Origin of the sequence: Amycolatopsis ponsaeliensis, from assembly GCF_030182635.1 — a bacterium.
Classification (GTDB): domain Bacteria; phylum Actinomycetota; class Actinomycetes; order Mycobacteriales; family Pseudonocardiaceae; genus Amycolatopsis; species Amycolatopsis ponsaeliensis.
The window spans coordinates 1-22,112 of record NZ_JAPZLD010000062.1; the positions used below are offsets into that span (position 1 = coordinate 1).

Genomic DNA, 22,112 nt, shown 5'->3' on the forward strand with positions numbered 1-22,112 from the left:
CCACCTTACGGGCGTCTGACGCCCGTAAGGTGGCCTTAACGGCACGTCAGCGCAGGCAGTCGCCGGGGTCGCCGCGGGTCAGGGATGGGTCGTCCTGGGGGAAGGTGCGGGCGACGCCGGGGCCGGAAGTGCGGTGCTCGAAGCGGACCGTCACGCGGCCGTGGCCCGCGCCCTGGACCCAGCCCGTGCCGAACTCCTCGTGCACCACGTCGTCGCCCTGTCGCCACTGCGACGGGGCGGCGGCCGGTGCCGGGGCGGCCGCGGTGACCACCGTCGACGCCGGGGTTTCCGGGACGGCGAGGGAGAACAGCGCGTCCTGGTGCGGCACCGACAGCCCGCTGTACGCGACGCCCGCCAGGCGGATCCCGCCGAACTCCGCCGGGTCCAGCAGCAGCCGTTCCGCCACCGCCGCCAGCTCGGCCAGGTCGTCCGTGGGCGCGGAGATCGTCTCCGAGCGGGTCACCGTGTGCATGTCCGTGTGCCGCAGCTTGATCACCACCGTCCGGGCCACGCGCTCGGCCTTGACGAGCCGCTGGTGTGCCCCCACCGCGATCCGCCGGACCTCCGCCCGCAGCGTCGTCAGGTCCTTGATGTCGGTGTCGAACGTCGTCTCCGCGCTGACCTGCTTGGTCTCGCCGCGGTCGGCCACCGGACGGTCGTCGAACCCCGTCGCCAGGCGCCGCAGGTCGCGGCCGACGACTCCGCCCAGCGTCGCCACCGCGTCCTGTTCGGACAGTGCCGCCAGCTGCCCGAGCGTCTGGACGCCGATGAACCGCAGCTTCCCCTCGGCCACCGGCCCGATCCCCCACAGCGCGCGCACCGGCAGCGGCGCGAGGAACTCGCGTTCGGTCCCCTGCGGCACCACCAGCAGGCCGTCCGGCTTGGCCTCGTCCGAGGCGATCTTGGCGATCTGCTTGCCGTTGCCCGCGCCGATCGACGCCACCAGGCCCGTCTCCGACCGGATCCCGGACCGCAGCGACGCACAGAACTCCGTGACCGCCGCCAGCGAAGCACCCACGAGCGAAGGCGGCTCGGCGAAGGCCTCGTCGAGGGAGATCTTCTCCAGCACCGGTGCCACCGCCGTGACGACGGCGAAGACCTCCTGGCTGAGCCGCTCGTAGACGCGGAACCGCGGCGGCACGATCACCCCGTTGGCCGGGAGCAGCCGCCGCGCCTGGGCCATCGGCATCGCCGACTTGATGCCGAACGCCCGGGACTCGTAGCTCGCGCCCGCGACGACGCCGCGTGGCCCGGTGCCGCCGACGAGCACGGGACGGCCCGCCAGCGTCGGGCGGGTGAGCTGCTCGGCCGACGCGTAGAAGGCGTCGAGGTCGAGGTGGATGACCCAGCGGGCCACGTCAGTCCCCGCCGGTGGCGTCCAGCAGCTGGTGCAGCGCCTTGGTGTAGCTCTCGAACGCCGCGCGCCCGGCCGCGGTCAGCCGGACCAGCGTGACCGGTGTGCGGTGTTCGTAGGCCTTGGTGATCTCGACGTACTCGGCGTCCTCGAGCTTGCGCAGGTGCGTCGAGAGGTTGCCGGCGGTCATGTCCAGGAGCTGCTGCAGCCGCGGGAAGGTGATCTGGTCGCCGGTGTGCAGCCCGGCGAGCGCGACCGTGACCCGCAGCCGCGCCTGGGCGTGGATGACCGGGTCGAGCTGCGGCAGTTCGCTCATCGGCGGCCGGACTTCTCGCGCACGAAGTAGACGATCGCGCCCAGCAGGAACCCACCGCCGCCGCAGATCGCCAGCACCAGGAAGTTGGCCGGGAACCCGACCAGCACGCTGAGCCCGGCGGAGACGATCATCCACGCGCCGAGCCCGTACATCAGCTTGTCCTGCCAGAGCATGCCGCCGGCGAGGTACAGCACGCCGGTCAGCAGCAGCCAGGTGCCCGACCACAGCAGGGACACCTGATCGGAGGACAGCGAGCCGAACTGCGTGATCCGGATGTCGATGACGGTCAGCCCGATGGAGGAAAGCGCCCAGCTGTAGCCGTACATCGCGCCGACCGTCTTGGACGGGCCGCGGATCCCCCGCCCGGCCCGGGCGCTCACGTAGCCGGTGTAGGTGATCGCGAAGACGAACAGCACCGCGACGAGCACCCCGCCGACCCAGCCGGGAATGCTCGCGGTCTGCGTCGCGAAGTAGGTGAACCCCCAGCCGAGCAGCCAGGCGAGGGCCCACGCGGCGAGCATGCGCGCGGGGCCCCCGCCCAGTTCCCGGCGGTTGCGCCGGGACTGCTGGGCGATCAGGTTCAGCGACTCCTCCGCCGACAACGGTTCGTCGTCGTTCACCTGTCTCACCCTCCGCCCGCGCAGACCCCTCAGTACTGCACGGAAGTTAACACGCATTCACAGCCTGGCCGTGTCCAGCCGGAACCGGCGCACCACGACCAGCGCGGGCACGACCAGCCAGCCCGCCAGGACGAGCGCCGCGAGCCCCAGCCCGCCGGCGTGGGCCAGGGGTTCGAGGCCGAGCCTGCCGAGCCAGTACGTCGGGAAGAAGTGCGCGAGCGTCGCCATCCAGTCCGGGAGGACGTAGAGCGGGATCCACAGGCCGCCGAGCATGCCCAGCGGCATCATCAGCGCGCCGGTGACGGCCCCGACCGTGTCGCCCTTGCCGAACAAGCCGATGGCCAGGCCCAGCACCGCGAACGGGAGCACGCCGACCCACAACGACACCAGCACCAGCCCCCACTGCGCGGCGCTCATCCGCACGCCCATCGCCAGGCCCGCGACGAACACCACCACGAGCACCGGCAGCGCGACCGCCATCGCCGAGATGACCTTGACGACGAGGTAGCCGGGGCCGCGCATCGGCGTCAGCCGCAGCTGCCGCTGCCAACCGTCGGTGCGTTCCTGCGCCACCCGCGTCCCGGTGAACAGGGCGCCGCCGCTCGCGCCGTACGCGGCGAGGTTGATCATGGTCTGGACGTCCGCGGGCAGGCCGTTCGGCGCGATGAGCTTGCCGAAGATCGACCCGAACAGCAGGAACATGGCCACCGGCATGCCGATGGTGAAGATCGTGAACTGCGGGCTCCGGACGATCCGCTTGATCTCCAGGCTCAGGTAGGTGGTGTTCACGCGGCCGCCCCTTCGGTCTCGTCGGCGGTGAGCGCCAAGAAGGCCTCTTCGAGGCCCAGCGCGGTGATTTCGATGTCGGCGGCCTGCGGGTACTTCGCCAGCAGCGCGCGGATGGCGGCGTCGGAGTCGGCGCAGGCGAGCTCGGCGCGGCCGGCACGCAGCTGCACGGTCGTGACGCCCGGCAGCTCCGCCAGGTCGCTTTCGCCGGCACCCGGCACGACGGCCTTGAGCACCCGCCCGGACACCGCGGCCCGGACCTCGGCGACCGCACCGTCGGCGACGACGACGCCGTGGCGCATCAGCACGACGCGGTCGGCGTAGTCCTCGGCCTCGGCGAGGTAGTGCGTCGCGAACAGCACGGTCCGGCCGGTGGCGGCGAACTCCCGGATGGCCGCCCAGAAGGCCCGCCTGCCGTCGACGTCCATCGCGGCGGTGGGCTCGTCGAGGACGAGCAGGTCCGGGTTGCCGGCCAGCGCGAGGGCGAACCGGACGCGCTGCCGTTCGCCGCCGGAGAGCTTGCCGCAGCGGCGCTTCACGAGGTTCTGCAGGCCGGCCCGGGCGATCACCTCGGCCGCGGGCAACGGCTGGGCGTGCGTCGAGACGACCAGGCCGACGATCTCGCCGACGGTGACGTCCGGCAGCAGCGCGCCGTTCTGCATCATGGCGCCGAGCAGTCCCCGGTCGACAGCGGCGCGCGGGCTGCCCCCGGCGACGGTGACCTCGCCCGCGTCCGGCTTGGTCAGCCCGAGCAGCATGTCGACGGTGGTCGACTTGCCCGCGCCGTTCGGCCCGAGCAGCGCGACGATCTGGCCGTGCGCGACCTCGACGGACACCCCGTCGACGGCGGTGACCCGGCCGAACCGTTTGGTCAGCCCGTGGAGCGCGAACGCCGGTCCCCCAGTCATGGCGCTCTCCTTTCGTTCGTGGACTTTGCAATGCAAAGTCGCTACGCACTTTGTAACACAAAGTCCGCGCATCTTCAAAGCCCACGGTGCTGGAAACATGAAAAACGGGGCGCCGGGCACTGGGCCCGGCACCCCGTTTCTCAGGGTTTATGCAGGTCAGCCGGTGAACCGCCCGGCAACCAGACCCTGCGTGGCTGCGACGTCAGCCTTGGCCGCGGTCGGCGCCGGGGGCGTCGGCTGGGGCAGCGGCGCGCACTCGACGTCGGCCGTGCGGCCCGGCTTGCGAGCCGGGAGCGCGCCCGTCGCCAGGTAGTCCGCGATCTTGTTGTCGACGCACGCGTTGCCGCGCGGGGTGATCGCGTGACTCGTGCCGCCGGGCTCGGAGATCAGCGACGCGCCCGGGAAGCGGCTGCGGACCTCGAGACTGCCCGGGAACGGCGTCGCCGCGTCCAGGGTCTCGTCGATCATCAGGACGCTCTTGACCCCGCTGCCGTCGATCTTGGTCGGCTTGGCCGCCTTCGCGGGCCAGTACAGGCACGGCGCGTTGAACCACGCGTTCTGCCAGGTGAAGTACGGCGCCTGGGTGAACGTCTTCCAGTTGTCGATCTTCCACTGGTTCCAGCTCTGCGGCCACTGGACGTCGGAGCACTGGACGGCCAGGTAGACCGCGTAACCGTTGTCGTCGCCGCGGCCGCCGAAGGCCTCGAACAGCGACTTCCAGTTCTGCCAGTCGCCCTGGTTGACGAACCGCGAGAGCGCGTCGCCCAGCAGTGTCCACCGCAGCTGGTAGTACGAAGCCTGCTGGATGACGTCGATGATCTCGTCCGGCCCGATCACGCCGCCCGCCGGGTTGAACTGCGCCTTGAGCAGCTGCTCGTTGACCACGCGCTGCACCGCGGACTGCGTCTTGCCGAGGTGGTAGACGTCGTCGTGCTGGGCGAGCCAGCCGAACCAGATGAGGATGTTCTTGTCGAACGCGACGTCCTGGTTCAGGTTGTCGCCGTACCAGACGCCGCGCGGGTCGACGGTCGAGTCGAGCACCATCCGGCGGACGTTCTGTGGGAACAGCGAGCCGTACACCTGGCCGAGGTAGGTGCCGTAGGAGTAGCCGTAGAAGTTCAGCTGCTTCGCACCGAGCGCCTTGCGGATGGAGTCCATGTCCTTGACCGTGTCGGTCGTCTTCATGTTCTCCAGCAGGGCCTTCGAGTTGTTCTTCGCGCAGGCCTCGGCGTAGCCCTTCGAGCGGGCGAGCCAGGTCTTCTCGAGCTGCGGGGTGAGCGGCACGTACTGCGGCCGGTCGTAGTCCATGTAGTTCGGGTCGCAGCTCAGCGCGGGCTTGCTCGCGCCGACGCCGCGCGGGTCGAAGCCGATCCAGTCGTAGGCGTCGCCGGCGTGGTTGGGCACGCGCGGACCGCGCGTCGCCAGCAGCAGGCCGGAGCCGCCGGGGCCGCCCGGGTTGGTCAGCATGACGCCCTGGTACTGCGCGTCGGCGACCTTGTGCTTGACGCGGCTCACGGCGAGCTGGACCTGCTCGCCGTGGGGCTTCGAGTAGTCGAGCGGCACCCCCAGGTACCCGCAGTCGGCGCCGGCGGCGACGAGCGTGGGATCGGTACACGGCCCCCAGGCGATCGTCCCGGCTGCCGGAGCGGGCGCCGCGGACGCGGCCGGCGCGGCCACGAGCGCGGACGCCACCGCGGCGGCGACCACGGCGACGGTCACCCTGGAAGAAATGGCACGTCTCACTGTTTTCTCCCTTTTCGGGTTCGTTTCGAGCGGCTGAACCCTAGACCCGCACCGGGCCGTCGAGGGAGGGCAACGGCCTGCGGGACGGCGAATGCCCTACGAAAGGCGGAAATCGGATACGCCGGTCGATGGCGTCGCGGCCGGCCGGGTCGACGGCGGCCGCGGAGTCCTTTTTGGAGTGACGCCGGACTGCCGGTCTAGTCCCGGACGACCTCGTAGGTGATGTGCGTCGCCCGCGGTGACGCGGTCACCGAGCGCTGGACCAGCGTTGTGCGGCCGGCCAGGTCGAACAGCCGCGTTCCGCCGCCCAGCACCAGCGGGGACAGGTGGAGGCGGAGCTCGTCGACCAGGCCCTCCGCCAGGCTCTGGTCGATCACCTTCGCGCCGCCCATGACCACGACGTCCTTGGCGCCCGCGGCCTTCCGGGCCGCGTCGATCGCGGCTGCCACGCCGCCCGTCACGAACCGGAACCGGGACGCGAGCCGCACCTGCGCGGGCTCCTGGTGGGTGACGACGTAGCACGGTGGCGCGACCGACTGGTCCTGGTCGTGGCCGTACCCGACGCCGTCGTCCCAGCCGTGCGGGCCGTCGACGACGTCGAAGAGCCGCCGGCCCAGCACCACCGCGCCGGTCTCCTCGAAGCTGCGCGACAGCACCGCTTCGTCGACCGGGGACCGGGGCTGCTCCAGGACCCACGCGTGGATCGCCTCGCCGCCGACACCGAGGCCGTGCTCCTCGTCCGCGCCGCGTGCGGTGACGTATCCGTCCAGCGACATCGAGATGTCGGCGATCACCTTGCTCATGGTGGTTCCTTCCGAGGTGCGTTGACCGGGTCGTCAACGCGTCGGACAGGAGGCCGTCATTTCGACACCGAGACCGGAGAAATCACCCGTGGCGCTGGACGAACGCCTCGATCAGCTGCTGCCGTTCGGCCGTGGTCGCCCGTTCCAGCTCGACCGTGTCGCCGTCGATCGTCATCTTGATCTTGTGGCGGCCCGCCTGCCGCCCCAGCCATTCGCGCAGCGTCTCGACCAGGCCGGGGAACACGCCGCCCGCCGCGCTGAACGCCACCATCAGCGAGCCGACCGTCACCGGGTCGGCCGCCTTGGCGCCGTCCGGCACCTCACCCGGCACCGCCCGCAGGTCGACGTCGAGCTCGCCCAGCTCCGCCCGCAGGCGCCGGGCGAGCCGGTCGAGCTCCTCGGCGTCGGCCTCGGCGTCCGGCTCCAGCAGGAGCACCGCCCGCCGCGTGTCCGGTTCGGTCATGCGCGCCATGGTGCGCCCCGGAACGAGCGCGGACAAGGCCCCGATCAGGCACGGATCTCGTTGAGGTAGTTGTAGATCGTGTAGCGCGTGACGTCGAGGCGCCCGGCCAGGTGGTCGACCGCGTCCTTGATGAGGAAATAACCGGCTTCGTCGAGTTCGCGGACCACCGCCGCCTTGTGCCGCTTCTTCATCAGGTCCACCGGGATCCCCGCCTTGGTCACCGCGCGGTCGACGAGGAACCGTTGCAGGCTGTCGACGTCCGGTGGGAAAGTCTCCGGCTCGCCGTTGCCGCCCGCCGAAGCGGACGCGTCGACGCTGTTGACGCACAGGCAGCCGACCGCGACCCCGTCGGCGTCGCGCAGGAACAGCGTCGACGACCGGATCGCGCGGCCGTCCGGGCCGTGCGTGCGGTAGTTCGTCAGGTCCTGGGTCGTGCCGCGGCGGACCAGGCCGAGCAGCAGGTCGGTCATCGGCCCGCCGACGTTGCGGCCGGTCAGGTCGCCCGCGATGGCGACGATCGAGTCCGGCAGCCGGGTCAGGTCGTGCAGCAGCACTTCGTTGCCCGGCCCGAGCATCGCCGCGAGGCCCGGGATCGCCGGCACCAGCGCGGTCAGCACCTCGTGCGTGGTCGCGCCCGCGGCCGGGACGACCAGCGGTTCGCGCGGCTTCGTCAGCGTCTCCAAGGCTTCTCGGAGCAGATCCGCCGCGGCGGCCGGCGTCGATGCGTGCGGCGACAACCGGACGTGCTCGGGCCGCACGGTCGCCGCGATCCCGGCGGTGGCCAGCGCCGCGCCGACCTGCTCGGCCGGGTGACCGGGCAGCGTGAACGCGAGGATTCCCGCACGCCGTTCAGTAGCCGAGACGACCTCGGCGCCGCAGGACGCCAGCACCTCCTCGAAGGACGCGATCCGCTCGGCGATCCGCGCCGCGATGGCACCGGCACCGGCGTCCTCGACCAGCTCCAGTGCCTCGGCGAACGCGCCGGACGTGATCGGGCTGAGGTTCGAAATGGACCAGGCCTGGGCGGTGGCGTCCGGCGGGTGGATCTCGTCGTCGAACAGGCCCGGGTCGCGGGCGCCGGTCCAGCCCGAGAGCACCGGATCCATCCGCTCCAACGCGCGGTCCGACAGCACCGCGAAGCCGGTCCCCCAGCCCGCGCGCAGCCACTTCTGCCCGCCGACGACCAGGACGTCGGCGACCTCCCACGGCTCCTCGACCACGCCGAAGCCCTGGATGCCGTCGACGACCAGGAGCCGGTCTCCGACGACGTCGCGCAGGGCCGCGAGGTCGGCCCGGAAGCCGGTGCGGAAGTCGACCGCGCTGACGCTGACCGTCGTGATTTCGGGCGTCAGCGCTTCGGCGACACGCTCGGGAGTCACGTAACCGCCGGTCAAACGGCGTACGCGCAGCCGGCCGGCCTGTTCGGCCCGCGCCCACGGGTAGGTGTTGGCCGGGAACTCGGCCGCCGACACCAGGACGTCACCGCTGCTGTGGAACGCGGCCTGGAACAGCCCGAGGCTGGTGTTGGGCAGCAGCACGGTGTGGTCAGTGTCCGAGCCGGACAGCCGCGCGGCGGCCGCCTTGGCGCGGATCTCCTGCCGCATCAGCTCGTCCACAGTGGACGGACCGGCCGTGGTGGCCTGGTCGAGCAGCGCGGCCGTCGTGTCGAGCACCGCGTGCGACGGCGGGCCGAAGCGGGCGAAGTCGAGGTAGCCGGCGGGCTCGTCGAACTGGAGCAGGTACCGGGGCGAAATCCGCGTCACGCGAGGATCCTCGCCAGGAACTGCCGGGTCCGCTCGTGCTTGGGCGCGCTCAAGACCTCCGACGGCGGCCCGGTCTCGACGACGGCGCCGTCGGCCAGGAACACCACCTCGTCGGCGGCCTCCGCGGCGAAGCTCATCTCGTGCGTCACGACGACCATCGTCATCCCCTCCCCCGCCAACGTACTCATCACTTCGAGTACCTCCCCGACCAGCTCCGGGTCGAGCGCCGACGTCGGCTCGTCGAACAGCATCAGCTTCGGTTTCATCGCCAGCGACCGCGCGATCGCGACGCGCTGCTGCTGCCCGCCGGACAGCTGCGCCGGGTAGGCGTCGCCCCGGTGCCCGAGCCCGACGCGGTCCAGCAGCTCGAGGCCCTGCTTGCGCGCCTCGTCCGCTTTGAGCCCCAGTACCCGGATCGGCCCCTCGACGACGTTCTCCAGCGCCGTCCGGTGCGCGAACAGGTTGAACCGCTGGAACACCATGCCGATGTCCCGGCGCTGGCGGGCGACGTCGCGTTCGCGCAGTTCGTAGAGCTTGCCGCCGCGCTGCCGGTAGCCGATCGGCTCGCCGTCGACCCAGATCTGGCCGGCGTCGATCGTCTCGAGGTGGTTGATGCAGCGCAGGAACGTGCTCTTCCCGGCGCCGGACGGGCCGAGCAGGCAGACGACCTGTCCCTTGTGGACTTCGAGGTCGATGCCGCCGAGAACTTCGGTGTGGCCGTAGGACTTCTTGACGCCGACGGCGCGCAGCAGCGGCTCAGACACGGGCACTCCTCACCAGCGGCACGCCGCGCAACGCCTTGCCGGCGCGGGAAAGCGGCCCGCGATCAGCCTGCCCGAACGAGCGTTCCAGGTAGTGCTGTCCGACCCCGGCGACGGTCACCACGACCATGTACCAGACGGCCGCGGCCAGCAGCGTCTCCATCACCAGCAGATTGTTCGACGAGATGTTGTTGGCCGCGTGGATCAGCTCGGTCACGCCGATCACCGACGCCATCGACGTGCCCTTGAGCATGTTGATGAAGTCGTTGCCGGTTGGCGGGATGATCACGCGCATGGCCTGCGGCAGCACGACCCGGCGCAGCGTCGCGGCCGGCGTCATGCCGATCGACTTCGCCGCCTCGGTCTGGCCGCTGTCGACGCTGTTCAGCCCGGCGCGGACGATCTCGGCCATGTACGCGCTTTCATTGAGCGCCAGGCCGAGGAACGCCGCGGTGAACGCGCTGATCAGCACGTTCGTCTGCTCGTGGACGAGGAACGGGATGTCGATGACCGGAAAGACCAGCGCCAGGTTGTACCAGAGCAGGATCTGCAGCAGCACCGGAAGCCCGCGGAAGATCCAGATGTAGCCGGCGGCGAACCACCGCGCGACCGGGTTGGCACTGCGGCGCAGCAAGGCGATGACGATGCCGAGCACGATCGCGACGCCCTGGGACAGCACGGCCAGCACGACGGTGTTGAGCAGGCCGGTCGCCATCACCTTGAAGAAGACGAAGTCCGGGACCTGGCTCCACTCGATCTGCGCGTTGCCGAGGGCGATGCCCAGCAGCACCAGCAGGGCCAGGATGATCGCGGCGGCGACCCAGCGTCCCCAGTGCCGGAGCCGGACGATGGGCAGCGGTTCAGGACCCGCCATTGACCGCGGCCTCCTTGATCGCGCCCTGGTCCACGCCCCAGGCCTGCAGGATCTTGCCGTAGGTGCCGTCGGCGATGAGGGCCTGCAGCGCCTTCTGCACGGAATCGCGCAGCGGCGTGTTCTGCTTGTTGACGCCGATGCCGTACGGCCCGCCCTCGATCGGCTCGCCGGGGACGACCTCGAAGAACTTGCCGTCGCCGGCGGTCCGGGAGATGTAGACGGCGCTCGGGAGGTCGTTGAGGATCGCCGCGACGCGGCCGGTGCGCAGCTGGTTCTGGTTCTGGTTGTCGCTGTCGGTCGCGGTGACGTTCAGCGCGGGCTTGCCGGCCTGCGTGCACTTGGTGCTCTGCGCTTCGGCGAACTTCTGGTGGCTGGTGCCCTGCACGACGGCGACGTTCTTGCCGCAGAGCGTGTCCGGTCCGGTGATGCCGTCCGGGTTGCCCTTGCGGATCATGATCGTGATGCCCGAGGTGAAGTAGTCGACGAAGTCGATCTGCGCCTGGCGGGCCTTGGTGTCGTTCATGCCGGCCATGGTCAGGTCGATGCGGCCGGACTGGAGGCTGGTGATCAGCGAGCCGAAGGCCATGTCCTGGTGGGTCACGGTGACGCCGAGCTTGGCGGCGATCGCCTTGGCGAGGTCGACCTCGTAGCCGATCGGGGTCTTGCCGTCGGCGGCGTAGAAGTTGTTGGGCGCGGACTGCAGGTTGGACGCCAGGTGCAGGCCCGCCTGCTTGACGTTCGCCGGCAGCGCGGCGTTGAGCTGGGCGTCCTTCTGCACGCCTTGGACGATGGCCGCGGTGTCCGGGATGCCGGATGCGGGCGCGCCGGCCGCCTGCGACGTCCCGCCCGCGCCGTCCGGACCACCACCGCAGGCCGTCACCAGGACGGCCAGGCTCGCGAGCAGCACTGCCTGTGCGGCACGACAACGGGACATAACGGACCTCCACTGTTCGGCTGGCCGGAACGGTACAACTCGTTGTTGAAGAGGTCAACTGACTGTTGAAATCTCCCACGGTGCTAGCTTTCGCGCATGAGCCTGCGGATCGGCATCCTCGGGGCGGCTCGCATCGCCCCCGTTGCCCTGGTCAAGCCCGCTTCAACCAGCTCCGAAGTCGACATCGTCGCGGTCGCCGCGCGCTCTCTCGAGCGCGCGCAAGCGTTTGCGGCCAAGCACGACATCCCGCGGGCGCACTCGTCCTACGAGGCGCTGCTCGCCGACCCGGACGTCGACGCGGTCTACAACCCGCTGCCGAACGGCCTCCACGGCCGGTGGACCCGGGCCGCCTTGGAAGCGGGCAAGCACGTGCTGTGCGAGAAGCCGTTCACGGCCAACGCGGCGGAGGCCCGGGAGATCGCTCTCTTGGCCGAGGGTTCCGACCGCGTCGTGATGGAGGCGTTCCACTACCGCTACCACCCGCTGGCGCTGCGGGTCGAGGAGATCGTGGCGTCGGGTGAGCTGGGGTCGCTCGAGCGCGTGGAGACGGCCCTGTCCTTCCCGCTGCCGAAGTTCTCGGACATCCGCTACGACTACGACCTGGCGGGCGGCGCGACGATGGACGCGGGCTGCTACGCGGTCCACATGGCCCGGACGTTCGGCGGCGGCGAGACCCCTTCGGTGGTTTCGGCGTCGGCGAAGCTGCGGTCGCCCCGCGTCGACCGGGCGATGACGGCGGAGCTTCGCTACCCGTCGGGCCACACGGGGCGGGTGGAGTGCTCGCTGTGGTCGTCTTCCTTCTTGAAGATCAGCGCGAAGGTGACCGGTTCGAAGGGGTCGATCAGCGTGTTCAACCCGCTGGCCCCGCAGGCGTACCACCGGTTCACGGTCCGGATCGGCGACACGCGGCGCGCGGAGAAGTTCCCCCGCCGGGCAACGTACGCGTACCAGCTGGACGCGTTCGCGGCGGCAGTCCTGCGAGGCGAGCCGGTGAAGACCTCGCCGGCCGACGCGATCGAGACGATGACCGTGATCGACGAGATCTACCGCGCCGCGGGACTGCCGCTGCGCGAACCCAGCTGAGCCCGGACGTCGGCGAGGGCGAAGCCGAGCAGGTTGAGCCCTCGCCAGCCGCGGGGCTTCTCGATCGCCGGGTCGTCGGCGGCCAGGCCGATGCCCCACACCCGGTCGAGCGGGCTCGCCTCGACGAGCACGCGCGCACCGGTGCCGGTCAGGTAGCGCCCGATGTCGGGGTGCTGCCCGAACTTCGCGACGTTACCGGCGACGACGATCTCACGCCGGTGGGCGACCCAGGCGGCTTCGTCGAAGTGCCGCACCCGGCGGCCCAGGTCCTTGGCCTGCTTGGGGTGACGGGCGGCCAGCACCTGGGACGCCACTTCCTCGTCGCCGAAGAGCATCGCCTTGCGCCACATCATGTAGTGCTCGGCGGTGGCGAACCGGACGTCGCCGACCACGAACGGCGACGGCCACCACTGGCTGAGGCACCCCACCCCGCGCCCCATTTTCCGACAGCCATGAGGGGCACCTTCATGGCCATAAGAGCCATGAAGGTGCCCCTCATGGAGCGAAACTAGGCGGCCACGTAGTTGCCGGACAGGATCAGCAGCACCTGCACCGTGATGCCCGTCCCGTAGTAGTCCGTCGAGTCCGGGGACCACGTCGAGACCGCCGTCCACAGCTTGTCCAGCCACGCCTGGCTGCCCGGGTCCGTCATCGCCGCCACCGCGAACGGCGCCGTGAAGCACGGGTGCTGGCCGCTCTCCGTCTTCGACCCCGACAGCGAGTAGCCGCTCTGGATCTTCGCCGGGTCGCCGCCCGTCGCGGACTTGATCCACGTGTTCATCTTGCGGACCTGCGCGGCCGCCGCGCTACCCGAGGCCGAGATCGCGTCCGCGCCCAGGCGCCACGGGTCGCGGCAGGCGTTCCAGCTGTACTTGCCGTCGTACGGGCCCTCGAGGAAGTCCGCCGGCGCCGGCTTCGGCGTCGAGTTCGTGTTGACCACGAAGTCCGGCAGCAGCCCCGTGCTCGGCGCGTACTGCGACTGCAGCTGGCTCACCGCCGTCTCCGACCGAGTCCGGACCTGGTCCCAGAAGCTGTCGCCGGTCGCCGCCGCGAACGCGCGCAGGTGCCCCGGCATCCAGTCGGACGAACGTGAGCTGTTCTTGTACTCCGCGTCGTTGCCCCAGTCGCCGAGCAGCGTGAACTTCGTGGTGCCGTTGACCTCGGACTTCTTGATGGCGTTGATGATCCGGACGGCTTCGGCCTTGTAGTTGACCGAGCCCGTGCTGCCCCACTTCTTGTCCGCGACGAGCAGGCCGTACGCGATTTCGAGGTCGCCGTCGGTGGCGGAGTCGCTGCCGTTGACGCTCTTGCAGTTCGCGTCCTGCTCGGCCGCGTGCAGGTCCTTGTTGTTGACCGACGGGTGCGCCTTCACGAACTTCAGGATCCCGTCGACGATCGAGCGGGCCTGCGTGTCCTTGTCGGCCATCATCGCCGAGATCGTCAGGCCGTAGCCCTCACCCTCGGCGACGAAGGAGTGGTCGGCGTCCTTCGACAGCACCGCGTAGGTGCCGCTGCCGCACTTGGTGGTGAGGAAGTTCTTCTTCCAGAAGTCGTAGTACTTCTGCAGCGCCTGGTCCTGCGTGGCCTGCGAGACGGACGGCCGCAGGGTTCCGGGCACATAGGGAGTACCGGCCGCGGACGCGGTCGCGGGCACGCTCAGCAGCCCGGCGGCCAGCGCGGCCGTGGCCACCACCGCCCGGACGATTCTCTTCATCGCTCCTCCGTAAAGGACATCGTTGGCTGCGGCGACGGCGATCAGAGCGTGACAGAAGGTTCAAGACGAGGTCAAGACTGTTAGGAAACTTTCCTTACAATGACCGTGAGTGGTCTCACGGCCCTCCGGCCACCCGGACGGACTAGCGTGGACCGCATGAAGATCGACCGCGGCGCGGACTTCCGCGCCTTCTGGACCGAGCGCCGCCTGGCCACCCTGACGACGGTCCGGCCGGACGGCACCCCGCACGTCGTCGCGGTCGGCGTGACCGTCGACTTCGACGCCGGGCTCGCCCGCGTGATCACGTTCGACTCGTCGGTCAAGGCCAAGATGATCCGGGCCGCGGGCGCCGACGGCGTCCCGGTCGCGGTCTGCCAGCTCGAAGGCCCGAAGTGGTCCACTTTGGAGGGACGCGCGGTACTGCGCGACGACCCGGACTCGGTGCGGGACGCGGAAAACCGCTACGCCGCGCGTTATCGCCAGCCCAAGCCGAACCCGCAGCGGGTCGTCCTGGAGATCGCGGTGAGCCGGATCCTCGGCAACGCCTGAAGAGGTCGTGAGTGAGAAACAGTGTTCTAACCCTGTTTCCCACTCACGAGGCGCGAGCGTGCACCAGCCGCGCGTACTCGGCCAGCAGGGTGGCCAGCTCGCTGTGCTCCCCCGCCGATGCCAGCTGCTGGTGCCCCACCAGCATCGCCATGCCCAGGGACGTCAGCGTCCGCGCGAGGTCGCGGTCGCCGACGATGCCCTTGACCGCCCGGCCGACCGACCGCAGCCGCACGGAGTCGACGCGTTTCTGCGCCGCCCGCACGGTTTCGTCGTTCGCCGCCCACGCCCGGATGGCGGCCTCGGCTTCGTGGGGCAGCCCGAGCGTCAGGTCCATCAGCGCGGCGAAGTCCGCCGACGGGCCGCCGCTGCCGAAGTTCCACCTCCGCAGGATGAGCACCTGCCGGTTCTCCCAGTGGTCCAGGAGCTGCTCCACGAAGCCCGGCCAGCCGCCGAAGTGGTGGTAGAACGACCCGCTCGTCACACCGAGGTCGCGGCACAGCCTGCCGACGTTCAGCTCGGTGAACCCGTGTTCCGCCAGCACGTCCAGCGCGGCCGCGAAGTACGCCTGCCGCGTCACCGGGGGCATCAGACGTTCCGGTCCCGGTCCCGCCAGTACGGTTCGCGCAGCGAGCGCTTGAGGATCTTGCCGGTCGCGTTGCGCGGCAACGCTTCCACGACGTCGACGCTGCGCGGGCACTTGTAGTGGGCCAGGCGCTCGCGGCAGAACTCCATGAGCTTGTCGGCGTCGAGCTGGTCGCCGGCGACGACGGCCTTGACCTGCTCGCCCCACCGGTCGTCCGGCACCCCGATCACGGCCACCTCGGCCACGCCGGGGAACTCCGCGACGACGCGCTCGACCTCGGGCGAGTAGACGTTCTCGCCACCGGTGATGATCATGTCCTTGACGCGGTCCTCGAGGAACAGGAACCCGCCGTCGTCGAGGCGGCCGACGTCGCCCGTGCGCACCCAACCGTCCACAATGGTCTCCGCGGTCGCCTCCGGCTTGCCGAGGTAGCCCGCCATCCGCTGCTCGGTGCGGATCCAGACCTCGCCGACGGCCGCGTCCTCGGCCGTGACCGGGTCGACGATCCGGATGTCCACACCGGACAGTGCGGTGCCCGCCGACGCCAGCCGCTCGGGGTGCGAGGCGTCACGGTGCGCCTCCGGGTCGAGCGCGGTGACCGCGCCGGACAGCTCGGTCATGCCGTAGACCTGCGCGAACCGGACGTCCGGCCAGGCCGCGAGCGCCGTGCGCAGCAACGGGAGCGGCATCGGCGAGGCACCGTAGCAGAGGTACTTCAGCCGGGAGAACGCCTTGAGCGCGGCCTCGCCGGCCTGCGCGATCCCGGCGACCACGGCGGGCACCAGGAAGGCGTGCGTGATCCCGGCCTGCAGCGCCGCGAACAACGATGCCGCGTCCGGCTCGCGAGTCAGGTACGACGGTTCGCCGTAGAGGAAACCGGAAACGGCGTAGCAGCTGCCGCCGACGTGGAACAGCGGCATCGCGACGAGGTTGACGTCGCCCGGGCCGATCGGGAACGCGGTGCCCGCGGCGAGGCCGTGGGCGATGACGCTGTGGTGCGTGAGCACCGCGCCCTTCGGGAATCCGGTGGTGCCACTGGTGTACATGATCAGGACACCGTCGTCTTCGTCGAGCCCGGACCCGGTGTGCGGCTCGCCGCTCGCCAGGAACGGCTCATACTCGTCGTGGTCCCCGCCGACGACGACCACGCGCTCCAGCGCGGGCAGCCGGTCGCGGACCGCGTCGAGCGCCGGCACGAGCTCCGCGCCGACGAAGACCACCTTCGCGCCCGCGTCCTTGAGCACGTACGCCAGTTCGTCGCCGGAGAGCCGCCAGTTGACCACGGCGTTCGCGGCACCGACGCCGGCCGCCGCGAAGGTCGTCTCCAGGCAGGCAGGGTGGTTCTTGTCGACGAAGGCGACGCGGTCTCCACGGGTGATCCCGGCGCCCGCGAGCGCACCCGACAGCCTGCGGACCCGGTCGTCGAACTCCGCCCAGGTCCAGGACCGGTCGCCGAAGATCAGCGCGGTGTCCCCGGCCCGTTCCCGCGCCCAGTGCGCCAGGAGCTCGCCGAACAGCCGGACCCGGGGGCGGACGTCTTCGGGCATGGCGGTGCTCCTTCGGCCGACGCTGGACCATAGACCGCTCTATGGTGCGTCGCGGGCTGCCGAGCGTCAATACCGGACAGCGATGACCGGGACCCGCGGCCGGCCGGTTTGTTCTTGCCGCCTCAGGCCCCGAACCGGCAGCGGGCGGCCTCGATGTCCCCGAGGTAGCGCTGGGTCCAGCCGCACATCGCGTCGACGGTCGCGCGAAGCCCCTGCCCCGGTTCGGTGAGCGTGTACTCGACCCGCGGCGGCACGGTCGGGTGCACCTCGCGCTCCAGGAGCCCGTTGCGCTCCAGCATGCGCAGGTTCTGGGTCAGCATCTTGTGGCTGATGCCCTCGACGGCGTCACGCACTTCGCTGAAGCGAAGGGTGCGCTCGCCGATCGTCTCGATGATCAGGAACGCCCACTTGTTGGCGACGTCCGAGAAGATCTCGCGCGCGAGGGAATCCGCCCGCGAAAGGTCCGCGTCCTGCTCGGTCACCATCTGGTTCCCCCGTCACCGAAAAGTGCCTTCTTCCGTATCGCCCAACACTCTCCTACGGTTCCTGGGTAACCACAAGAGACCACGGAGGAAAAGTGGCTGTCACCCTGGTGAATCCCCCGGAGCTGCCTGAGATCGACGTGTACCACCAGGTGTCGATCGCGTCCGGGACGAAGCTGGTGTTCGTCGCCGGGCAGGTCGCCTGGGAGACCGGACGCGACCTCGCCGCGCAGGTCGAGCAGTGCTACGTCAACGTCGGCGCGGCCCTGGCCGCGGCCGGCGGTTCGTTCGACGACGTCGCGAAGCTGACCTGCTACGTCGTCGACTGGACGCCGGACAAGATGCCCGCGCTCCTCGACGGGATCGCCCGGGGCAGCGCGAAGCTGGGAACCACCGCGAAACCGCCCGCCAGCCTCATCGGCGTGGCCGCGCTGGACGTCCCGGAGCACCTGGTCGAGATCGAAGTCACCGCGGTGCTCTAGGCGAACAACGCCAGCAGGCCCTCGGTCGAGCGCACCACGACGTGCGCCGCGGTGCGTTCCGCGTGGGGGCGGTCCGGTCGTTCCGCCTCGTGCCGCCATCGCCGCAGCGCGTCCAGGCCCGCGTCGTAGATGTCGCCCGGGTCCGCGTCGTGCTCCAGGTTCAGGCGGTCCGCCGGGGCCGTGCCCTGGGCGCCCAGCAACCGGACCGCCTCCTCCGCCGGCTCGCCGGACAGCGCCGTGCGGCCGCCGCGGATGTCGGCGATCAGGCGCAGCTCGCGGAAGTCGTGCGCGGCCGCCGCGAAACGCTCCACCCGGGACACCAGCCGATCGCCGCCCGGACGGGGCTGGGCCGCCAGCAGGGCTTCCAGCCGGATGACCGCCGTGCGGGCCTTCAACGCCTCGGCGCGCGCCACGAAGCACCCGGCGAGGGTGTCGCGCAGTTCGCCGAGACCGCTGCGGCGGACCAGCTCGGTCGACAGCTTGAGCGGGTCGTCGCAGCCGGTGCGGATCAGCGTCAGCGCCAGGCGGACGCCGAACATCCCGAACCGCACCACCAGCGACCGCCGCGTCTCGACCGGGATCGGGCCCGGGAACGCCGGATCCGTGAACGAATCCACCGAAAGCACGTGCCGTTCCAGTTCTTCGCGCGGCACCGCGGCGAAGGCCGCCAGGAGGTCGAACTCGTCGTCGCGCAGGGAGCGGCCGCCGTAGGCCAGCTGCCCGGCGACGGCGATGACGCCCAGGAACCCCGTGCACAGCGGGTCTTCGCGCCAGGCCCGGCGCGCCAGCTGCTTCGCGGTCAGCAGCGCGTCGATCCGGCCCGCGCCGACCTCGTCCGCGCGGGCCAGCACCAGCACCGAGTTGACCGCGCTCTGCCGCGCGAACGCCGAGCCGCCCGGCGGGTGCGCCGCCGCGAGCTCGTCCGGTTCGAGGTGACGCACGAGGCGCACCGTCGCGTCGGGGAGGTCGTCGGCCGGGCCGGGGTCGTCCAGCAGCACGAGATCGCGCAGCGCCCGCGTCGGCCACTCGCCCAGCGCGGCGGCGAGCGTGGACTTCCCCGACGACGGCGCCCCGGTGAACCCGACGCGCAGCGGCTGCTCCAGCCGGTTCAGGCAGTCGTGCAGGAGCGCCGAAGCCCGCGGGTCGTCGCGGTAGAGACCCGTCGCGGCGTGCAGCAGGTCACGAACGTCTTGCGTCACGCCGAAAGCTCCCTCGGCTTCCGGCCGGCGATCGTGCCGAGCTCGCCCGCGCGCTGGTGCAGCCCGGCCAGGCGATCGATCTCCCGGCGGATGTGCCCGGTCCGGCGCTCCCGCTCGGCCGTGCCGGCCATGATCGTCTCGCGCTCGCGCGTCAGCTCGTCCGCGAGGTCCTCGGCCAGCCCGGTGAAGTGGTCGCGCAGCCGCCGCTGCACGACGCGGATCGCGTCGCGGAACTCCTTGCTGTACCGCAGGAAGACGTCGTCGACGTGGCGTTGCGCGGCCTGCTTGGCCACGGCCTGGCGCCGCTGCAGCCGCATCCCGCCCTCGTCACGGATCGTCTTCACGGCGAACGCGGCGCCCGCACCGAGCGAGATCGGGTTGATCAGCTGCAGCCCCAGCCAGGGCAGGCTGGTGATCAGGCCGAACATCAGGACGCCACCGTACGACCCGCGCAGCCCGGTGAAGGCCTGGTGGCCGATCTTGAACTTCTCGATCTTGGGCCGCCGGACGTCGTCGAGGTCTTCGGCGCCCGAACCGTCGAGCGGCAGGTCGGGCAGTGCGTGGTCGTACTGGGCGCCGAAGCACGCCGCGACCGCCTGCGCGACCCACTGCGCTCGTTCGGCCAGCCAGGAGTAGTTCGTTTCGACCGCTTCGGTCAGCGCCTCGTCCAGCCAGACCGCGAACTCTTCCCAGACCTTCACCGGGTCGCCCTCGTCGAAGGTCTGGTCGATGGTGTTGACGATCTTGCGCGTCCGCTCGCGCAGGTCGTACTCGACGTCGCCCATCAGGTCGGTGACCTCGTCGGAAAGCAGGTTCTGCCACCGGGTGTTCCGCCGCCGCAGGTCGTCGGCACGGCGTTGCGCGCGCTGCAGCAACGCGGCCTGCCCGAGCCCGGCGTCCTGCCCAGCAGCCTCGACGCGGTCGCGCAGCGACTCCACGAGCTCCGCGGCCGCGGCCCGCACGCCGACGGCGGCGAGCAGGGCGCGGGACTGCTCCGGCGGCCGCGCGGCCTGCTCGGCGATCCACGTGAGCAGCTCGGGAAAGCCCGAACGCGCGTTCAGCTCGGCGTCCCCGGCCTTCGCGGCGGCTTGGCGCACAACGGCCGAAACGGGCAGCACGGGCGCGTCGATCCCCGCCTCGGCGAGCATCCCGCGGTTGCGTTCGGCGACCGCGCGCCACCCCGGGGAAGCGTCGATCTTGGTGAGCGCCAGCACGACGTGCGGGCACCAGGTGCGGACGTGCCGGGCCAGCGCGAGCTCGGCGGCGGTGAGCGGCGCGGTCGCGTCGGAGACGAGGATCACGGCGTCCGCTTCGGCGAGCAGGTCGAGCGCGGCGGCGGTGCGCGGCGACCGCGGGTCGCCGACCGGCGGGGTGTCCACGAGGACGAGCCCGGCGGAAAGGAGTTCGCGCGGCACGCCGACCTCGACCCGGCTGAGCGTCCCGGCGGGCCGGGCGCCGAGCTCACCGGTGAGCCGGTCGACCGCGACGGGAGTCCGTTCGAGGGAGCGGCTGACCAGCGTGGCAGCGGGTTCGGAGGCGTAGCCGATTTCCGTGGGGACCTCGGGGGTCGGGGCGTCGCCGACCGCGCACACGGGCGCGTTCAGCACCGCGTTGAGCAGGTATCCCTTGCCCTGTTTGGGGAATCCGAGCACGCCGAGCCGGATCTGCCCCTCGGGGGCGTCACGACGTCTGCGGAGGCGCTCGGCGAGATCTGCGCGGCCGTGGGTGCGGCACGCGTCCAGCGTCTCGTTGAGCACTTCGAGCCAAGCCGGTGCGGTCACAGCGGACGAGTGTCCCCGGTTTACTCCCCGTGCGCACACCGGGTGCCCGTCCCGCGGCTGCACCCAGACCGCGGGACGGGCACCGGTGACCGGTTCGGGGATCAGTGCCCGAGGTGGAGGTCGTTCGACGCGATGTCACCGATGTGCAGGTTGCCCAGCGCGTTGTGGCTGACGTCCGACACGTCGGAGACCACGTCGTGAACGGCCGAGGTGTTGCCGCTCGCGATGTCGCCGACCTGGCCGGCCACGTTGTGGTCGACGTCGATGCCGGTGGCGTTCGTCACGACGCTGGTGACGCCGCCGAGGCCGCCGGCCGCGTGCGAAACCTCGCTGGTGACGTGCGAGACGTCGAGGTTGCCGGCGCCCTGGAGGATGCCGGAGAAGTCGCCGACCTGGCCGACGACGGAGCTCACGGTGTGGTTCAGGTCACCGCTGATGTCGCCGACCTGCGAGGTGGCCTCGAAGACCGGGGTGACGGCGTTGTACGACACGTTGTTCGTCACGGCGTCGCCGAGGTGGGCGGCCTGCTCGACGGTGGCGACGGCCGCGCTGTGGTCGGCGTCGGTGACCGAGTACACGAGGTTCCCGGTGACCTGCACGGCGTCCAGGCTGGAGCCCAGGTCGCCGCCGGTGCCGAAGTCGCCGGCCAGCGCGGTGACGCCCGCGGCGGTGGTCGTGATGTCGTTCACACCCGGCAGCGAGCCGACGCCCGGGACGGCCGGCAGGCCGAGGTCGCCCACGCCCGGCAGCGAGCCGCCGAGGTCGCCGACACCCGGGAGCTCCGGGACGGCCGGCAGGCCGAGGCCCGAGGTGAGGGCGGTGAGCTGGTCGATCGCACCCTGGATGCCGGGGGCGTCGGTGCCGACCGAGGACAGGCCGACCGAGGACAGGTCGCCGATGGCGGGGAGGCCACCGACGGCCGGGAGGCTGTCGACCGGGACGAAGTCGAGCACCAGCGGGATGACCTCGTGCACGTCGGCGGCGCTGACGTCGCCGAGACCGGCGGCAGCGAGGGCGCCCTGCGGGTCCGTCCCGAAGGCCGCGAGCGCGGTCGGGTCGTTGAGCAGGTTCAGCGCGAAGTCGTGCAACGTCTGCACGGAGTCCATGGGGATATCTCCTGGTCCGGTGGTTCGGGGGACGGCAGCGATCGCAAGGACCGCCGCTCCGTCATCAAGTTAGGGAGCCGGTCCCCCCACGCACATCGGGGATCACTCCGAGTTGCGGGCCAGTCAGCCAATAGGGGATCGATATGTCATCGTTAGGGAGTTAGGGGCTCATCCGAGACGCACTCAGTTGGGTTAAATCCCTCCAGCCACTTGCTTGACTAACCCGTTTGGGTGAGGATGCCCCGAGCCCTAGGGGGATTC

General features: G+C 71.0%; 23 protein-coding genes. 3 read left to right on the plus strand and 20 right to left on the minus strand.

Annotation, left to right across the window (positions count from 1 at the left end):
- Positions 1 to 46: 46 nt before the first annotated feature.
- The 12 genes from QQ657_RS50220 to QQ657_RS50275 form a co-directional block, all read right to left on the minus strand.
- Positions 47 to 1,357 carry a DNA polymerase IV gene (locus QQ657_RS50220; RefSeq protein WP_284749547.1) on the minus strand — a complete coding sequence of 437 codons (1,311 nt, stop codon included), beginning with the start codon at positions 1,355 to 1,357 and terminating at the stop codon, positions 47 to 49.
- A 1-nt stretch (position 1,358) separates the two neighbouring features.
- Positions 1,359 to 1,670 (minus strand): winged helix-turn-helix domain-containing protein, encoded by a 312-nt coding sequence (locus QQ657_RS50225; RefSeq protein ID WP_013223409.1) that lies wholly within the window; start codon positions 1,668 to 1,670, stop codon positions 1,359 to 1,361.
- Entirely contained in the window at positions 1,667 to 2,290 is a 624-nt protein-coding gene (locus QQ657_RS50230) for a hypothetical protein (protein WP_284749548.1), read from the minus strand. Before QQ657_RS50230 ends, QQ657_RS50225 begins: the two co-directional genes overlap by 4 nt.
- A 57-nt stretch (positions 2,291 to 2,347) precedes the next feature.
- Positions 2,348 to 3,079 (minus strand): ABC transporter permease, encoded by a 732-nt coding sequence (locus QQ657_RS50235; protein WP_284749549.1) that lies wholly within the window; start codon positions 3,077 to 3,079, stop codon positions 2,348 to 2,350.
- Positions 3,076 to 3,984, minus strand: a complete 909-nt coding sequence (locus tag QQ657_RS50240; protein ID WP_284749550.1) for an ABC transporter ATP-binding protein — start codon at positions 3,982 to 3,984, stop codon at positions 3,076 to 3,078. The genes QQ657_RS50235 and QQ657_RS50240 overlap by 4 nt, the downstream gene beginning before the upstream one ends.
- Before the next feature lie 156 nt (positions 3,985 to 4,140).
- Complete coding sequence (locus QQ657_RS50245; RefSeq protein WP_284749593.1) at positions 4,141 to 5,691, minus strand: alpha/beta hydrolase; 1,551 nt, start codon at positions 5,689 to 5,691, stop codon at positions 4,141 to 4,143.
- A 233-nt stretch (positions 5,692 to 5,924) separates the two neighbouring features.
- Positions 5,925 to 6,530 carry a dihydrofolate reductase family protein gene (locus tag QQ657_RS50250; RefSeq protein WP_284749551.1) on the minus strand — a complete coding sequence of 202 codons (606 nt, stop codon included), beginning with the start codon at positions 6,528 to 6,530 and terminating at the stop codon, positions 5,925 to 5,927.
- Between the two features lie 82 nt (positions 6,531 to 6,612).
- Positions 6,613 to 6,993, minus strand: coding sequence for an effector-associated constant component EACC1 (locus tag QQ657_RS50255; protein WP_284749552.1), 381 nt, complete (start codon positions 6,991 to 6,993; stop codon positions 6,613 to 6,615).
- A 44-nt stretch (positions 6,994 to 7,037) separates the two neighbouring features.
- A complete protein-coding gene (locus QQ657_RS50260) occupies positions 7,038 to 8,756 on the minus strand; it encodes an aminotransferase class V-fold PLP-dependent enzyme (protein ID WP_284749553.1) in 1,719 nt (572 codons plus the stop codon).
- Entirely contained in the window at positions 8,753 to 9,520 is a 768-nt protein-coding gene (locus tag QQ657_RS50265) for an amino acid ABC transporter ATP-binding protein (RefSeq protein WP_284749554.1), read from the minus strand. Before QQ657_RS50265 ends, QQ657_RS50260 begins: the two co-directional genes overlap by 4 nt.
- Complete coding sequence (locus tag QQ657_RS50270; RefSeq protein WP_284749555.1) at positions 9,513 to 10,391, minus strand: amino acid ABC transporter permease; 879 nt, start codon at positions 10,389 to 10,391, stop codon at positions 9,513 to 9,515. Before QQ657_RS50270 ends, QQ657_RS50265 begins: the two co-directional genes overlap by 8 nt.
- On the minus strand, positions 10,378 to 11,325 hold the full coding sequence (locus QQ657_RS50275) for an ABC transporter substrate-binding protein (protein ID WP_284749556.1): 948 nt from the start codon (positions 11,323 to 11,325) through the stop codon (positions 10,378 to 10,380). The genes QQ657_RS50270 and QQ657_RS50275 overlap by 14 nt, the downstream gene beginning before the upstream one ends.
- Positions 11,326 to 11,421: 96 nt before the next feature.
- Between QQ657_RS50275 and QQ657_RS50280 the strand changes: the two genes are divergently transcribed.
- Positions 11,422 to 12,408: a Gfo/Idh/MocA family protein gene (locus QQ657_RS50280; protein WP_284749557.1), complete on the plus strand. Its 987-nt coding sequence runs from the start codon at positions 11,422 to 11,424 to the stop codon at positions 12,406 to 12,408.
- Here the strand turns inward: QQ657_RS50280 and ybiA are convergent.
- Positions 12,369 to 13,004: a riboflavin biosynthesis intermediates N-glycosidase gene (gene ybiA, locus QQ657_RS50285; protein WP_434056862.1), complete on the minus strand. Its 636-nt coding sequence runs from the start codon at positions 13,002 to 13,004 to the stop codon at positions 12,369 to 12,371. The genes QQ657_RS50280 and ybiA overlap by 40 nt on opposite strands.
- Entirely contained in the window at positions 12,917 to 14,122 is a 1,206-nt protein-coding gene (locus QQ657_RS50290; RefSeq protein ID WP_284749558.1) for a family 8 glycosyl hydrolase, read from the minus strand. The genes ybiA and QQ657_RS50290 overlap by 88 nt, the downstream gene beginning before the upstream one ends.
- 156 nt (positions 14,123 to 14,278) lie before the next feature.
- Here QQ657_RS50290 and QQ657_RS50295 point away from each other — a divergent pair, with 156 nt between their 5' ends.
- The gene (locus QQ657_RS50295) at positions 14,279 to 14,671 is read left to right on the plus strand and encodes a TIGR03618 family F420-dependent PPOX class oxidoreductase (RefSeq protein WP_284749559.1); all 393 of its coding nucleotides are present in this window, start codon (positions 14,279 to 14,281) and stop codon (positions 14,669 to 14,671) included.
- A gap of 43 nt (positions 14,672 to 14,714) precedes the next feature.
- Here QQ657_RS50295 and QQ657_RS50300 read toward each other — a convergent pair whose 3' ends face one another.
- The 3 genes from QQ657_RS50300 to QQ657_RS50310 all read right to left on the minus strand — a co-directional run bounded on the left by QQ657_RS50300 (position 14,715) and on the right by QQ657_RS50310 (position 17,286).
- Complete coding sequence (locus QQ657_RS50300; RefSeq protein ID WP_284749560.1) at positions 14,715 to 15,257, minus strand: TetR/AcrR family transcriptional regulator; 543 nt, start codon at positions 15,255 to 15,257, stop codon at positions 14,715 to 14,717.
- On the minus strand, positions 15,257 to 16,801 hold the full coding sequence (locus QQ657_RS50305) for an acyl-CoA synthetase (RefSeq protein ID WP_284749561.1): 1,545 nt from the start codon (positions 16,799 to 16,801) through the stop codon (positions 15,257 to 15,259). The genes QQ657_RS50300 and QQ657_RS50305 overlap by 1 nt, the downstream gene beginning before the upstream one ends.
- Positions 16,802 to 16,923: 122 nt before the next feature.
- Positions 16,924 to 17,286 carry a winged helix-turn-helix transcriptional regulator gene (locus QQ657_RS50310; protein WP_284749562.1) on the minus strand — a complete coding sequence of 121 codons (363 nt, stop codon included), beginning with the start codon at positions 17,284 to 17,286 and terminating at the stop codon, positions 16,924 to 16,926.
- Positions 17,287 to 17,378: 92 nt separating this feature from the next.
- Between QQ657_RS50310 and QQ657_RS50315 the strand changes: the two genes are divergently transcribed.
- Positions 17,379 to 17,765: a RidA family protein gene (locus QQ657_RS50315; protein ID WP_284749563.1), complete on the plus strand. Its 387-nt coding sequence runs from the start codon at positions 17,379 to 17,381 to the stop codon at positions 17,763 to 17,765.
- On the opposite strand, the gene QQ657_RS50320 is transcribed toward QQ657_RS50315, so the two are convergent.
- From QQ657_RS50320 to QQ657_RS50330, 3 genes are all read right to left on the minus strand, one after another.
- Entirely contained in the window at positions 17,762 to 18,964 is a 1,203-nt protein-coding gene (locus QQ657_RS50320; RefSeq protein ID WP_284749564.1) for a P-loop NTPase family protein, read from the minus strand. The genes QQ657_RS50315 and QQ657_RS50320 overlap by 4 nt on opposite strands.
- Positions 18,961 to 20,745: a P-loop NTPase family protein gene (locus QQ657_RS50325; RefSeq protein WP_284749565.1), complete on the minus strand. Its 1,785-nt coding sequence runs from the start codon at positions 20,743 to 20,745 to the stop codon at positions 18,961 to 18,963. The genes QQ657_RS50320 and QQ657_RS50325 overlap by 4 nt, the downstream gene beginning before the upstream one ends.
- A 101-nt stretch (positions 20,746 to 20,846) precedes the next feature.
- The gene (locus QQ657_RS50330; protein WP_284749566.1) at positions 20,847 to 21,851 is read right to left on the minus strand and encodes an IniB N-terminal domain-containing protein; all 1,005 of its coding nucleotides are present in this window, start codon (positions 21,849 to 21,851) and stop codon (positions 20,847 to 20,849) included.
- Positions 21,852 to 22,112: the final 261 nt, after the last annotated feature.

Coding starts and splice junctions, on each gene's coding strand:
- QQ657_RS50225 (WP_013223409.1), bottom strand. CDS start 1,670: ATGAGCGAACTGCCGCAGCTCGACCCGGTCATCCACGCCCAGGCGCGG.
- QQ657_RS50240 (WP_284749550.1), bottom strand. CDS start 3,984: ATGACTGGGGGACCGGCGTTCGCGCTCCACGGGCTGACCAAACGGTTC.
- QQ657_RS50250 (WP_284749551.1), bottom strand. CDS start 6,530: ATGAGCAAGGTGATCGCCGACATCTCGATGTCGCTGGACGGATACGTC.
- QQ657_RS50255 (WP_284749552.1), bottom strand. CDS start 6,993: ATGACCGAACCGGACACGCGGCGGGCGGTGCTCCTGCTGGAGCCGGAC.
- QQ657_RS50270 (WP_284749555.1), bottom strand. CDS start 10,391: ATGGCGGGTCCTGAACCGCTGCCCATCGTCCGGCTCCGGCACTGGGGA.
- QQ657_RS50275 (WP_284749556.1), bottom strand. CDS start 11,325: ATGTCCCGTTGTCGTGCCGCACAGGCAGTGCTGCTCGCGAGCCTGGCC.
- QQ657_RS50280 (WP_284749557.1), top strand. CDS start 11,422: ATGAGCCTGCGGATCGGCATCCTCGGGGCGGCTCGCATCGCCCCCGTT.
- QQ657_RS50290 (WP_284749558.1), bottom strand. CDS start 14,122: ATGAAGAGAATCGTCCGGGCGGTGGTGGCCACGGCCGCGCTGGCCGCC.
- QQ657_RS50295 (WP_284749559.1), top strand. CDS start 14,279: ATGAAGATCGACCGCGGCGCGGACTTCCGCGCCTTCTGGACCGAGCGC.
- QQ657_RS50300 (WP_284749560.1), bottom strand. CDS start 15,257: ATGCCCCCGGTGACGCGGCAGGCGTACTTCGCGGCCGCGCTGGACGTG.
- QQ657_RS50305 (WP_284749561.1), bottom strand. CDS start 16,801: ATGCCCGAAGACGTCCGCCCCCGGGTCCGGCTGTTCGGCGAGCTCCTG.
- QQ657_RS50310 (WP_284749562.1), bottom strand. CDS start 17,286: ATGGTGACCGAGCAGGACGCGGACCTTTCGCGGGCGGATTCCCTCGCG.
- QQ657_RS50330 (WP_284749566.1), bottom strand. CDS start 21,851: ATGGACTCCGTGCAGACGTTGCACGACTTCGCGCTGAACCTGCTCAAC.